The sequence below is a fragment of the Streptomyces eurythermus genome, from assembly GCF_014649115.1.
Lineage (GTDB): Bacteria > Actinomycetota > Actinomycetes > Streptomycetales > Streptomycetaceae > Streptomyces > Streptomyces eurythermus.
Map to the genome: position 1 here is coordinate 29,856 of NZ_BMSK01000004.1, position 13,108 is coordinate 42,963.

11 protein-coding genes are annotated in these 13,108 nt (G+C 73.6%); 7 read left to right on the plus strand and 4 right to left on the minus strand.

From position 1 onward, the window contains the following. Positions 1 to 164: 164 nt before the first annotated feature. Together IE251_RS08040 and IE251_RS08045 are read right to left on the minus strand one after the other, a co-directional pair. Entirely contained in the window at positions 165 to 1,790 is a 1,626-nt protein-coding gene (locus IE251_RS08040) for a monocarboxylic acid transporter (RefSeq protein WP_189752216.1), read from the minus strand. Next, positions 1,787 to 2,143 carry a DUF485 domain-containing protein gene (locus IE251_RS08045; RefSeq protein WP_030791110.1) on the minus strand — a complete coding sequence of 119 codons (357 nt, stop codon included), beginning with the start codon at positions 2,141 to 2,143 and terminating at the stop codon, positions 1,787 to 1,789. Before IE251_RS08045 ends, IE251_RS08040 begins: the two co-directional genes overlap by 4 nt. Positions 2,144 to 2,429: 286 nt before the next feature. Between IE251_RS08045 and IE251_RS08050 the strand changes: the two genes are divergently transcribed. Next, positions 2,430 to 3,953, plus strand: a complete 1,524-nt coding sequence (locus IE251_RS08050) for a S8 family peptidase (protein ID WP_189752217.1) — start codon at positions 2,430 to 2,432, stop codon at positions 3,951 to 3,953. An 88-nt stretch (positions 3,954 to 4,041) separates the two neighbouring features. Next, the gene (locus IE251_RS08055; RefSeq protein WP_189752218.1) at positions 4,042 to 5,439 is read left to right on the plus strand and encodes a CoA transferase; all 1,398 of its coding nucleotides are present in this window, start codon (positions 4,042 to 4,044) and stop codon (positions 5,437 to 5,439) included. Positions 5,440 to 5,497: 58 nt separating this feature from the next. Here the strand turns inward: IE251_RS08055 and IE251_RS08060 are convergent, their stop codons facing one another. Together IE251_RS08060 and IE251_RS08065 are read right to left on the minus strand one after the other, a co-directional pair. Next, positions 5,498 to 6,547 (minus strand): zinc-dependent alcohol dehydrogenase family protein, encoded by a 1,050-nt coding sequence (locus tag IE251_RS08060; protein WP_189752219.1) that lies wholly within the window; start codon positions 6,545 to 6,547, stop codon positions 5,498 to 5,500. Positions 6,548 to 6,658: 111 nt separating this feature from the next. Then, complete coding sequence (locus IE251_RS08065) at positions 6,659 to 7,369, minus strand: VIT1/CCC1 transporter family protein (RefSeq protein ID WP_189752220.1); 711 nt, start codon at positions 7,367 to 7,369, stop codon at positions 6,659 to 6,661. A 351-nt stretch (positions 7,370 to 7,720) separates the two neighbouring features. Between IE251_RS08065 and IE251_RS08070 the strand changes: the two genes are divergently transcribed. The 5 genes from IE251_RS08070 (at position 7,721) to IE251_RS08090 (ending at position 12,986) form a co-directional block, all read left to right on the plus strand. After that, positions 7,721 to 8,704, plus strand: a complete 984-nt coding sequence (locus IE251_RS08070; protein ID WP_030791125.1) for a DEDDh family exonuclease — start codon at positions 7,721 to 7,723, stop codon at positions 8,702 to 8,704. Between the two features lie 125 nt (positions 8,705 to 8,829). Next, a complete protein-coding gene (locus IE251_RS08075; RefSeq protein WP_078637757.1) occupies positions 8,830 to 9,063 on the plus strand; it encodes a metallothionein in 234 nt (77 codons plus the stop codon). 49 nt (positions 9,064 to 9,112) lie between these two features. Further along, positions 9,113 to 9,910 (plus strand): SURF1 family cytochrome oxidase biogenesis protein, encoded by a 798-nt coding sequence (locus tag IE251_RS08080; protein WP_189752221.1) that lies wholly within the window; start codon positions 9,113 to 9,115, stop codon positions 9,908 to 9,910. 530 nt (positions 9,911 to 10,440) lie between these two features. Beyond that, positions 10,441 to 12,225 carry a glycoside hydrolase family 15 protein gene (locus tag IE251_RS08085; protein WP_189752222.1) on the plus strand — a complete coding sequence of 595 codons (1,785 nt, stop codon included), beginning with the start codon at positions 10,441 to 10,443 and terminating at the stop codon, positions 12,223 to 12,225. Between the two features lie 5 nt (positions 12,226 to 12,230). Beyond that, positions 12,231 to 12,986, plus strand: a complete 756-nt coding sequence (locus IE251_RS08090) for an SDR family oxidoreductase (RefSeq protein WP_189752223.1) — start codon at positions 12,231 to 12,233, stop codon at positions 12,984 to 12,986. Positions 12,987 to 13,108 lie beyond the last annotated feature (122 nt).

The window sequence follows — 13,108 nt, forward strand, 5'->3', positions numbered from 1 at the left end:
CTCCCTTTCCCGGTCACCCATTCTGGGTCGCGGATGCCCCGTCCGTCACCTGCGAGCGTACGTGACCCCGCTGACATCGACAGCGGCCCGATCCCACGAGGTAGGGCGCGACCGCGTCGTAGGACCGTACAGTCCCGGCCGGCGCGGTCGTCCCGTGGGCCGCCTCAGTGGGCTCCGGTGCCGGTCAGGGACCGCACCTCTAGTTCCGCGTACTTGGCGGCGTCCGGGGCCTCCTTCGACAGGAGAGTGCCCACCACGCCGAGCAGGAAGCCGACCGGGATGGAGATGAGGCCGGGGTTCTCCAGCGGGAACCAGTGGAAGTCGACGTCGGGGAACATCGAGGTGGGCTTGCCGGAGACCACCGGGGAGAACAGCACCAGGCCGACCGCGGTGACCAGGCCGCCGTAGATCGACCACAGGGCGCCGGCGGTGGTGAACCGCTTCCAGAACAGGCTGTAGAGGATGGTCGGCAGGTTGGCGGAGGCGGCGACGGCGAAGGCGAGGGCGACCAGGCCGGCCACGTTCAGATCGCGGGCCAGGGCGCCGAGGACGATGGAGACCGCGCCGATGCCGACGGTCGCCCAGCGGGCCGCGCGCACCTCCTGCTGCTCGGTGGCCTGGCCCCTCTTGATGACGTTGGCGTAGATGTCGTGCGCGAACGAGGACGACGAGGCCAGGGTCAGGCCGGCGACGACCGCGAGGATCGTGGCGAAGGCGACCGCGGAGATGGTGGCGAGCAGGACGGCTCCCCAGTTGGAGTCCACTCCGCCCAGGTGCAGCGCCAGCAGCGGGGCCGCCGTGTTGCCCGCCTTGTTGGAGGCGATGATCTCGTCCGGTTTGATCAGCGCGGCGGCGCCGAAGCCGAGGGCGAGGGTCATCAGGTAGAAGACACCGATCAGGCCGATGGCCCACAGCACGGACTTGCGGGCGGCCTTGGCGGTGGGGACGGTGTAGAAGCGGATCAGGATGTGCGGCAGGCCGGCCGTGCCCAGGACCAGGGCGATACCGAGGGAGAGGAAGTCCAGCTTGCTGGTGCCGGTGGCGCCGTACCTCAGGCCGGGCTCCAGGAAGGCGCTGCCCTTGCCGCTGTTGTCGGCGGCCCTGCCGAGCAGTTCGGAGATGTTGAAGTCGAACTTCAGCAGGACGAGGAAGGTCAGCAGCACGGCGCCGGCGATGAGCAGCACCGCCTTGACCATCTGGACCCAGGTGGTGCCCTTCATGCCGCCGATGGTGACGTACACGATCATCAGCAGGCCGACCAGGGCGACGATGCCGATCTTGCCGCCGTCGCTGGTGATGCCGAGGAGCAGGGAGACCAGCACGCCGGCACCGGCCATCTGGGCCAGCAGGTAGAAGATCGACACGACGATGGTGGAGGTGCCGGCCGCGGTGCGCACGGGGCGCTGGCGCATGCGGTAGGCGAGCACGTCGCCCATCGTGTAGCGGCCCGAGTTGCGCAGTGGTTCGGCGACCAGCAGGAGGGCGACGAGCCAGGCGACGAGGAAGCCGATGGAGTACAGGAAGCCGTCGTAGCCGAAGAGGGCGATGGCGCCGGCGATGCCGAGGAAGGACGCGGCGGACATGTAGTCACCGGAGACGGCGAGGCCGTTCTGGAAGCCGGTGAACTGCCGTCCGCCCGCGTAGAAGTCGGCGGCGTCCTTGGTCTGCCGGCCCGCCCAGACGGTGATGACGAGGGTCGCGGCGACGAACACCGCGAACAGGGTGATGATCAGGGTCCGGTGCTCGCTCGCCTCGCCGGCGGCCAGCAGGGTGTGGGGTACGGCGTTCATGCTCCGCTCTCCATCCGGGACTTGATGGCCTCGGCCCGGGGGTCGAGCCGGGTGGCGGCGCGGCGCGCGTACCACCAGGCGATCAGGAACGTGGTGAGGAACTGGGCGAGGCCCAGGACGAGGGCGACGTTGATGTGGCCGGCCACCTTGATGCCCATGAAGTCGCCCGCGTAGTTGGACAGCAGGACGTACAGCAGGTACCAGGCGGCGAAGGCGATCGTCAGGGGGAAGGCGAAGGAGCGGTGCGCGCGGCGCAGTTCACCGAACTCCGCGCTCTGCTGCACCTCGGTGAACTCCTCGGCCGAGGGAAGGCGGGTCGGGGTCTGCGCGGGTGGCGGTGTCTCGGTAGCCACGGAGTCTCCTCGCGTCACGGACGTGCGCTTGCTCATCTCACAGGGACGGGACCACATTACAGCGAGTCATCATTCGACTGCATCGGGTGAATCCCGTAGGGGGCCTGACCTTTCGGGCCTCCCGTCCACGGTCACGGCGCCGCCCGGGGAGTGGTTCAAGTCGGCCCGGGCCTTTCGGAGATCAGCGCCGGGAGATAGCTTCGGCCCAGCACCGCCTCGTCATGTACCTGCCCGGGCAGTCACCGGTGTTCCGGGCGGTCCCGTATCCGGATGATGTGGAGATCCCATGGCTCATCTGCGCTCCAGACGCCGACTGGCGCTCGCCGTACCGGTTGCGCTGTCGCTGACCGCCACGCTCGGCTTCCTGCCGTCGGCGGCCTCCGCGGCGGCCCGGACGGACCCGGCGGCCACGGCGGCGCGGGCGGCGGACGGCCCCACCCTGTCGTATGTGGTGAACACGCGGACGGACCGTTCCACGATCGAGTCGGTGCGCCGGGCGATCGCCCGCAACGGCGGTACGGTCGTGACGAGTTACGACCGGATCGGGGTGATCGTGGCGCACTCCGCGAATCCCGGGTTCGCCGAGGCGATCCGTGCCGTGCGCGGTGTCGCCTCGGCGGGTGCCACGCGCAACGCGCCGCTGCCCGCCCAGTCCACCACCGACGTGGGCACGCCGAAGGCGCTGAGCGCGGCGGAGGCCGCCGGTGTCCGGGCCGCCGCCGGCCAGGACCCGCTGGAGCCGCTCCAGTGGGACCTGCCGGCCATCAAGGCGGACAGGGCGCACGAGAAGACCCTGGGCAGCCGGGACGTCACGGTCGCCGTCATCGACACGGGCGTCGACGACACCCACCCGGACATCGCGCCCAACTTCGACCGGGCGGCCTCCGTCAACTGCGTGTCGGGCAAGCCGGACACGACGGACGGCGCCTGGCGGCCGGGCGCCTCGGAGAGCCCGCACGGCACGCATGTGGCCGGTGAGATCGCGGCGGCGAAGAACGGCGTGGGGATGACGGGTGTGGCGCCGGGGGTGAGGGTCGCCGGCATCAAGGTGTCCACCCCGGGCGGCTACTTCTACACCGAGGCCGTGGTGTGCGGGTTCGTGTGGGCCGCCGAACACCACGTCGACGTGACCAACAACAGCTATTACGCCGACCCGTGGTACTTCAACTGCACCACCGACCCCGACCAGAAGGCGCTCGTGGACGCCATCGCCCGGGCCTCGCGTTACGCGGAGGGGAAGGGCACGGTCAACGTCGCGGCCGCGGGCAACCAGAACTACGACCTCGCGTCCCACGCGATCACCGACGAGGACTCGCCGAACGACGGCACCCCGTCGGACCGGGTGATCGACCCGCACGAGTGCTTCGACATACCGACCCAGTTGCCGGGTGTCGTCACGGTCACGGCGACCGGCGCGAAGGGGCTGAAGTCCTCGTTCTCCAATTACGGTCTGGGCGTGGCCGACATCGCCGCGCCCGGCGGCGACCAGTACCAGCCGCCGCAGGCCCCGGCGACCAGCGGCCTCATCCTGGGCACGCTGCCGGGCGGCAAGTGGGGCTACATGGCCGGGACGTCCATGGCGACCCCGCACGTCGCCGGCGTTGCCGCATTGATCAAGTCAACCCATCCGCACGCCCCGGTGGCGGCCGTGAAGGCGCTGCTGTACGCGGAGGCCACCGCCACGCCCTGCACGAACCCGTACGACATCAACGGCGACGGCAAGGTGGACGCGGTGTGCGAGGGGACGAAGAACCGCAACGGCTTCTACGGCTGGGGTGTCGCGGACGCGCTGGCCGCGGTGACCAGGTAGACGCGGTGCCCAGATAGACCGTCAGCCGGGGGTCTCCGCAGGCGCCCACAGCAACATATTGATCGAATCAATAATGCATAGTGCAGTCATGACTGCACTCATGTACGCGTGGTCCGCGCTGGGCGGCGATCCCGCCCGGCTCTCCCGGCTCACCACCGTCCCGCGGAAGGGCGTGCTCACGGCGCGCCTTCCCGTGCGGGAGCTGGCCCGGGCGTGCGTCGGCGCCTGCGGGCTGGCCGCGGCGGAGCTGGCGGCCCACCGGGCCGGGCTCGCCGAGGTCCCGGACGTCCGGGTCGACGACGGCGCGGTGGCGGCGGCCTTCCACAGCGAGCGGCTGCTGCGGGTGGACGGCCGGGCGCCGGTCTCCTTCGCGCCCCTGTCCCGGTTCTGGCGGACGGCCGACGGCTGGGTGCGCACCCATGCCAACTACCCGCACCACCGGGCCCGGCTGCTCGGCGCGCTGGGGCTGCCCGGGGACGCCCCGGCGGAGCGGGTCGCCGGGCTGCTCGCCGGGCGCGGTGCCGCGGAGGTGGAGGAGACCGTGAGCGGCGCGGGCGGCCTCGCCGTGGCCCTGCGCACGCCGGAGCGGTGGCGGGCCCACGAGCAGGCGGCCGAGGTTACCGCGCGCCCGCTGGTCGAGCGCGAGCGGCTGGACGCGGCGCCCCCGCGGGAGTTCGCGCCGCTCGACCCGGGCGCCGGCGCCGTGCTGCCCGCCGCCGGGCTGCGCGTCCTGGACCTGACCCGGGTCCTGGCCGGCCCGGTCGCCACCCGCACCCTCGCCCTGCTCGGCGCGGACGTGCTGCGCGTGGACGCCCCCTGGCTGCCGGAACTGCCGGACCAGCACGCCGACACGGGCTTCGGCAAGCGGTCCGCCACGCTGGACCTCGGCACCGGCCGGGACGTCCTGGAGGACCTGCTGAGCACGGCGGACGTCGTGGTGACCGGCTACCGGCCGGGCGCCCTGGACCGGTTCGGGCTCTCCCCCGAGGCGCTGAGCGCGCGCCACCCCGGCCTGGTCGTGGCGCAGGTGTCGGCGTGGGGCGCGTACGGGCCCTGGCGCGGGCGGCGCGGCTTCGACAGCCTGGTGCAGGTCGCCACCGGCATCGCGGTCACCGAGGGCACGGCCGGGGAACCCGGCGCGCTGCCCGCGCAGGCCCTGGACCACGGCACCGGCTATCTGCTGGCGGCGGCCGTGCTGCGGGCGCTGACCGAGCAGTCGTACGACGGCGGGAGCCGGCTGGTGCGGCTCGCGCTGGCCCGGACCGCGCACTGGCTGACCTCGGGCATCCGCCCGGAACCGGCCGGCGGGGAGCCGTACCCGGGTCCGGACGCCTGGCTGGCGGAGACCGGCGGCGCGCCGAGCCGGCTGCGGTACGCCCGCCCGGCCGTGTCCTTCACGGGCGGCCCCGCCGACTGGGCCCGGCCCCCGGTGCCGTGGGGCTCGTCCCCGGCCCGCTGGGCCGCCACCCCGGCCGCCCGCGGGTGACGGACGCGGTCAATGATCGGCGCGGACACCCGGTCGACTCGGTCAACTGTTGACGCGGTCAGCGGTCGTTGGTGACCAGTACCTTCAGGGCCGTGCGCTCGTCCATCGCCTTGTAGCCGGCCGGCACACCCTCGATGTCCACGGTCATGTCGAACACCGGGGACGGGTCGATCGTGCCGTCGAGGACGTCGGGCAGCAGGTCGGGGATGTAGGCGCGGACCGGGGCGACGCCGCCGCGCAGGGAGATGTTCCGGTCGAACATCACGCCGAGGTCCAGGCCGGTGCCGCTGCCGTGGGGCACGCCCACGAAGCCGATGGCGCCGCCGTCGCGGGTGATGCCGACGGCCGTCCGCATGGACTGCTCGGTGCCGACCGCCTCCACGACGGCGTGCGCGCCCTGGCCCCGGGTCAGCTCGCGGACGGCCTCGACGGCCGCCTCCCCGCGCTCGGCGACGACGTCGGTGGCGCCGAACCGGCGGGCTATGTCGGTACGCACCTGGTGCCGGCCCAGGGCGATGATCCGCTCGGCGCCGAGCCGCTTGGCGGCCAGGACGGCGCACAGCCCTACCGCGCCGTCCCCGACGACGGCGACCGTGGCGCCGGGCCGGGCGCCCGCGCCGAGGGCGGCGTGATGGCCGGTGCCGAGCACGTCGGACAGGGTCAGCAGGGCGGACAGCAGGTGGTCGTCCGTGGCCGCCTCCTTGGGCAGCCGGACGAGGGTGCCGTCGGCGAACGGCACGCGGACGGCCTCGCCCTGGCCGCCGTCGTAGCCGACGGAACCCCAGAAACCGCCGTGCTCGCAGGAGGTGGTCAGGCCCTCACGGCAGTAGTCGCAGACCCCGTCGGACCACATGAAGGGCGCGACCACCAGGTCACCGCGGCGGACCGTGGCCACCTCGGAGCCGGTCTCCTCCACGACGCCGAGGAACTCGTGCCCGATCCGCTGACCCGGCTGCCGGGCCGCCTCGCCCCGGTAGGCCCACAGGTCGCTGCCGCAGATGCAGGCGCGCAGCACCCGTACGACGGCGTCGGTGGGCAGCTGCGCCACGGGGTCGGGGACGTCCTCCACGCGCATCTCGTACGGGGCGTGGATGGTGGTGGCGCGCATGACGGGGTCCTTCTCGTGCGAGGCGGGCGGGGCCGGTGCGCCCACGGGTGACGGGCGCACTTCACGGTACGCCGCGCCCCCGGCGGCCCGCGCGGCCAGCCCCCGCCGTACTCACGCCCCGGCGGCCCCCAGCAGGCTGCCCGCCGCGTAGGTCACCGCCATCGCCAGTGCCCCGCCGGCCACGTTGCGCGGGATCGCGCGCCGGGGGTCGGCCGAGCCGAGGCGGGCGCTGCTCCAGCCGGTAAAGGCCAGGGCGGCCAGGACGCAGCACACGGTGACGGGGAGCCGCGCGCCGGCCGGGGGCAGCACGATGGCCAGCAGCGGGAGCAGCGCGCCGACGGTGAAGGCCAGGCAGCTCGCCCAGGCCGCGTGCCAGGGGTTGGTCAGCTCGTCGGGATCGATGCCCAGCTCCACGCGCGCGTGGGCCCTCAGCGCGTCGCGCGCGGTGAGCTGTTCGGCGGCCTCACGGGCCACCTCCCGGGACAGGCCGCGCGAGGCCAGCAGGTCGGTCAGCTCCCGCAGTTCGGCCTCCGGCTGGTCGCGCAGCTCCCGTCGCTCCAGGGCCAGCGCGGCCATCTCGGAGTCGCGCTGGGTGGACACGGAGACGTATTCGCCGGCCGCCATGGACATCGAGCCGGCGAGCAGGCCGGCCAGTCCGGCGGTGAGCAGGGCGGAGCGGCTCTCGGTGGCGCCGGCCACGCCGACGACCAGGCCGGCGGTGGAGACGATGCCGTCGTTCGCGCCCAGCACGGCGGCCCGCAGCCAGTTCAGCCGGGAGCCGAGGGCGCCGCCGTGGGCCTCGTCGTGGGTGGGTTCCGTCACAGCAGGGAGGATCCCACCGCCCAGCCCCGCCCCGCCGTCACCACACGCGGACCGACGCCCCCCGTGCGAACACCGGGCCGGTCGCGTCGGGCGGTGGGTCCCCCAGGGGCTCGGCGGCCTCCCTGACGGGCCGTCATCTGCAACACGGTCACAGCGGTCCGGGTTGCGGGTGAACAGGCGCGCACCGAAGGGAGTCGGCCGTCGTGGCGAGATCCGACACGGGACTTCCGTACGCCTCCTTCGCACGGGCACGCGCGCGTGTGCGGGAGGCGAGCGGGCGGTCGGGCCGGGGACGCGGGTGCCGGACCTGGGGGACGGTGTTGTCAGTGGCGGCCCGTATCCTCAGTGACCATGCTCGAAGACCGTGCGACCGCAGCGCCCTCCGCCACCCCGTGGCCGGCCGCGTATCCGAAGGGATACGCGGTCGTTGACGTGGAGACCACCGGACTGGCCCGGGACGACCGGATCATCTCGGCGGCCGTGTACCGGCTGGACGCGCGCGGCGAGGTCGAGGATCACTGGTACACGCTGGTCAACCCGGAGCGCGATCCCGGGCCCGTGTGGATACACGGTCTGACGAGCGAGACGCTCGCCGGCGCGCCGCTGTTCGCGGAGGTCGCCGAGGAGTTCGCGGCCCGGCTGGACGGCCGGGTGCTGGTGGCGCACAACGCGGTCTTCGACTGGCAGATGATCGCGCGGGAGTACGCGCGCGTGCGGCGCGAGGCACCGGTGCGGCAACGGCTGTGCACCATCGCGCTGTCGAAGGAGCTGGGGCTGCCGCTGCCCAACTTCAAGCTGGAGTCGCTGGCGGCGCACTTCGGGGTGGTGCAGCAGCGGGCGCACCACGCGCTGGACGACGCGCGCGTGCTGGCGGAGGCGTTCCGGCCCAGCCTGCGGGCCGCGGCGGCGGGCGGGGTACGACTGCCGCTGCTGGAGTGCCGGCCGCTGACGGAGTGGTCGGACCGGCCGGTGCCCCGGCAGGCGACGGGCGGCTACGGCGGCTACCGGGCGGCGAGTTGGCGACCCTCCCGCAAAAGGCCCGCATGCCCCTATCCCAACCCAGGCCGCTATGAAGACGGCAAAAGGCTCAAACAGGGCATGCGGGTCGCCTTCTCGGGTGACACGTCGACGGAACGCGAGCTGCTGGAGGACCGCGCCACCGAGGCCGGGCTGCACGTGGCCACCAGCATTTCCCGGCTGACCAGCCTGCTGGTGACGAACGACCCCGACTCGGGCACGTCCAAGACGGTCAAGGCCCGGCAGTACGGCACGCCGATCGTGGACGAGGCCGCGTTCGGCCAGTTGCTGCGGGACGTGGAGCCCGCCGACGAGTAGCCACGGCCGCCCCGTGCGGTTCATCGGCCGACCCGTGTGCCGTTCATCGTACGAACGGGTGATTGCCTCACGACTCACCCGGCGCCGACTCGCCGGGGGTTCGGCGACGGCCCACCCTGTGGCGCATGGCGACATGCGAAGTTTGCGGCAATGACTACGGAATGACCTTCGAGGTGCACGCGCAGGGCGCCGTGCATGTCTTCGACTGCTTCTCCTGCGCGATCCACCGCATGGCCCCGATCTGCGAGCACTGCCGGGTGCAGATCATCGGCCAGGGCGTGGAGGTGGAGGGCCACTGGTTCTGCGGCGCGCACTGCGCCCGGGCCGAGGGGAGGGCCGGCATCGTCGACCGGGTCTGACCCGGTACCCGCCTGAACGCACCCCACCGCGCGGAGGTACCGTCGTGGGGTGCACCGCTACCGCTTCCTGCTGTCCCGCCAGTGGGTGATCCTCACGCTCGTCGCGATCGCGCTGATCCCTACGATGATCCGGCTGGGCTTCTGGCAGCAGCACCGTTACGAGCAGCGCACCGCCCGCAACGACCTGGTCTCCGCCGCGCTGCACGCCGACCCGGTCCCGGTGGAGCGGCTCACCTCCCCCGGGCACACGGTGACCCGCGCCGAGAAGTACCGCACGGTCACCGCGACCGGCACCTTCGACACCGCCAAGGAGGTCGTGGTCCGCCGCCGTACCAACTCGGACGGCGAGGTCGGCTTCCACGTCCTCACGCCCTTCGTCCTCGAAGACGGCAAGGTGCTGCTCGTCAACCGGGGCTGGATCCCGGCGAACGGCGCGCAGACCGACTTCCCCGAGGTGCCCGCGCCGCCGGCCGGGCGGATCACCGTCACCGGACGGCTGATGTCCGACGAGACGACCGCCGCGAGCGGCATCAAGAACGTCAAGGGCCTGCCCGACCGGCAGATCATGCTGATCAACAGCGAGGAGGAGGCGCGGCGGCTGGGCGCCCGGGTGCTCGGCGGCTACATCCAGCAGACCGCGCCGCAGGCGAAGGACGGCTCCCCGGAACAGATCTCCGACCCGGGCAGCGAGGACGCCCCGCTGAACTACGCGTACATGATCCAGTGGTGGCTGTTCGCGGCGGCCGTCCCGGTCGGCTGGTGGTTCCTGGTCCGGCGCGAGCTGCGGGACCGGGAGGAGGCGGCGGCGGACCAGCGAACCGAGGAGGCGGAACCGGCGTCGGTCTGAGCCCGGCGCCCGGCCCCCACTCAACCTGCCTTTCACTCGCCCCCGCGGACACCGGCCTCCGGCCCGGCGACCGGCGAGTACCCTCCGCGCCGCCCCGGCCCGGCCCACGCACCCACCTCCGCCCCGCCCTGGTCCACGGCCGACCTCCCGCTTCGGCCCGCGCCGACGGACGGCTGCCTTCCGCCCCCGCCGCCCGCCGACCGCCCTCCGCGCCCCCGGCCCGGCCCGAGCACAGCCCCGCATTCGGCTCGCCCCGGTGACGGCCGGCCCACCCCGGTCGCCCGGCGGCCGCCCTCCGCGCCGTCCGCGCGCGGCCACTCCCCGCGCCCGCCCCGTCGCGCCCGTGCGCCCGCCATCGCTTCGCCCCGGCCGAAGGCCCGCCTCCGCCCGCGCACCGCATACGCAGCGGCACGCCCCTTCCGCATCCGCGATCGTCAGCCGTCCTTTTCCGCCCGCGCACCCCCCTGGCCGGCTCACTCCCCCGGCGGACCACCTGGTTGGCCCCCTGGTCGGACGGGAAACCGCATCCCGTGAACGCGCGCATCGAGGACTACGCCCTCATCGGGGACGAGCAGACCGCGGCCCTGGTCGGCAAGGACGGCTCGATCGACTGGCTGTGCCTGCCGCGCTTCGACTCCGGCGCCTGCTTCGCCCGGCTGCTGGGCGACGAGGACCACGGCCACTGGCGGATCGCGCCCGAGGGGGCGGACGTCTGCGCCCGCCGCGCCTACCGGCCCGACACCCTCGTCCTGGACACCGAGTGGGAGACGGCGGACGGAGCGGTACGCGTCACCGATCTGATGCCGCAGCGCGAGCGCGCCCCCGACGTCGTACGGATCGTGGAGGGCCTCAGCGGCCGGGTCACCGTCCGCAGCACGCTGCGCCTGCGCTTCGACTACGGCTCGATCATGCCGTGGGTGCGCCGCTCGGACGGCCACCGGGTGGCCGTCGCCGGGCCGGACTCCGCCTGGCTGCGCGCCGAGCCGGCCGTACGCACCTGGGGCGAGGAGTACGGCACCCACTCCGAGTTCACCGTCACCGCGGGCGAGCGCGTCGCGTTCGTGCTGACCTGGCACCCCTCGCACGAGAAACGCCCGCCGCTCATCGACCCGTACGAGGCGCTGGAGACCAGCGTCGCCGACTGGCGGTGCTGGGCCGGGCGGTGCCGTTACGACGGGCCGTACCGGGACGCGGTGGTGCGCTCCCTCATCACCCTCAAGGCCCTCACCTACGCCCCGACCGGCGGGATCGTCGCCGCGGCGACCACCTCGCTGCCCGAGAAGCCGGGCGGCGTGCGCAACTGGGACTACCGTTACTGCTGGCTGCGCGACTCCACCCTCACCCTCGGCGCGCTGCTCGCCGCCGGCTACCAGGAGGAGGCCGAGGCATGGCGGGACTGGCTGCTGCGCGCGGTGGCCGGCAACCCGGCCGATCTGCAGATCATGTACGGCGTGGCGGGTGAGCGGCGGCTGCGGGAGACGGAACTTCCGTGGCTGCCCGGCTTCGCCGGCTCCGCCCCCGTGCGTGTCGGCAACGGCGCCGTCGACCAGCTCCAGCTGGACGTGTACGGCGAGGTGATGGACTCCCTGTCGCTGGCCCGCGCCTCGGGCCTGCCCACCAAGCCGCACATGTGGGCCATGCAGCGCTCCCTGATGGGGTTCCTGGAGTCGGCGTGGCGGCGGCCGGACGAGGGTCTGTGGGAGGTGCGCGGCGGCCGGCGGCAGTTCGTGCACTCCAAGGTGATGGTGTGGGTGGCCGCCGACCGGGCCGTCAAGACGCTGGAGCGGCACCACGAGCTGAGCGGCGACCTGGCGCGCTGGCGCCGGCTGCGCGACGAGGTCCACCGGGAGGTGTGCGAGAAGGGATACGACAAGGAGCGCAACACCTTCACCCAGTACTACGGCTCCCGGGAACTGGACGCCTCGCTGCTGCTCATCCCGCGCGTGGGCTTCCTGCCGCCGGACGACCCCCGGGTGGTCGGCACGGTCGACGCCATCCGCGACGACCTCGGGCACGGCGGCTTCCTGCGCCGCTACGACACCGATGACTCGGTGATCGACGGGCTGCCGGGCGGCGAGGGTGCCTTTCTCGCCTGCTCCTTCTGGCTGGCCGACGCGCTGCACATGACGGGCCGCACCCGGCAGGCCCGCGAACTGTTCGACCGGCTGGTGGACCTGTGCAACGACGTGGGCCTGCTGGCCGAGGAGTACGACCCCCTCGACGGCCGCCAGCTGGGCAACTTCCCGCAGGCGTTCAGCCACATCGGCCTGGTGAACACGGCGCTCACGCTCTTCGGGGAGGACGGGGCAGGATAGGGGCCATGGATCTTGGACTGAAGGACCGGGTGTACGTCGTCACCGGAGCCACCCGGGGACTGGGCAACGCCACCGCGCGGGAACTCGTCGCGGACGGGGCGAAGGTGGTCGTCAGCGGCCGGGACGAGCGGCGGGTCGCCGAGGCCGCCGCCGCCCTGGGCCCGAACGCGGTGGGTGTGGCCGTGGACAACGCCGACCCGGGCGCCCCCGAGCGGCTGATCGCGGCGGCCCGGGAGAACTTCGGCGGCTTCCACGGGGTGCTGGTGAGCGTGGGCGGGCCGGCGCCCGGGTTCCTCGCCGACAACACCGACGAGCAGTGGCGGGACGCGTTCGAGTCGGTCTTCCTCGGCGCGGTACGGCTGGCCCGCACGGCGGCGGCCGAGCTGCCGGAGGGCGGGGTCATCGGGTTCGTGCTGTCCGGGTCGGTGCACGAGCCGATCCCGGGGCTGACGGTGTCCAACGGGCTGCGGCCGGGACTCGCCGGGTTCGCCAAGTCGATCGCCGACGAGCTGGGGCCGCACGGCATCCGGGTGGTGGGGCTGCTGCCGGGCCGGATCGACACCGACCGCGTGCGCGAGCTGGACGCGCGGTCCGCCGACCCCGAGGCCACCCGGACGGCGAACGCCTCACGGATTCCGCTGCGCCGCTACGGCCGGCCCGACGAGTTCGGCCGCACCGCCGCGTTCCTGCTGTCCCCGGCCGCGTCGTACCTGACCGGCATCATGGTCCCGGTCGACGGCGGCATGCGGCACGGATTCTGACGGCGGCGGCCGTCTCGGCGGCGGAGCCGGTACGCGCCGGCGTGCCGTGACGTCCCGCCGGGAGACGGCCGCGGACGCGGATCCGCCGGGCCGTGGACATGGCCCGGCGGATCGAGGGGGTC

Coding starts and splice junctions, on each gene's coding strand:
- IE251_RS08040 (WP_189752216.1), bottom strand. CDS start 1,790: ATGAACGCCGTACCCCACACCCTGCTGGCCGCCGGCGAGGCGAGCGAG.
- IE251_RS08050 (WP_189752217.1), top strand. CDS start 2,430: ATGGCTCATCTGCGCTCCAGACGCCGACTGGCGCTCGCCGTACCGGTT.
- IE251_RS08055 (WP_189752218.1), top strand. CDS start 4,042: ATGACTGCACTCATGTACGCGTGGTCCGCGCTGGGCGGCGATCCCGCC.
- IE251_RS08060 (WP_189752219.1), bottom strand. CDS start 6,547: ATGCGCGCCACCACCATCCACGCCCCGTACGAGATGCGCGTGGAGGAC.
- IE251_RS08070 (WP_030791125.1), top strand. CDS start 7,721: ATGCTCGAAGACCGTGCGACCGCAGCGCCCTCCGCCACCCCGTGGCCG.
- IE251_RS08075 (WP_078637757.1), top strand. CDS start 8,830: ATGGCGACATGCGAAGTTTGCGGCAATGACTACGGAATGACCTTCGAG.
- IE251_RS08090 (WP_189752223.1), top strand. CDS start 12,231: ATGGATCTTGGACTGAAGGACCGGGTGTACGTCGTCACCGGAGCCACC.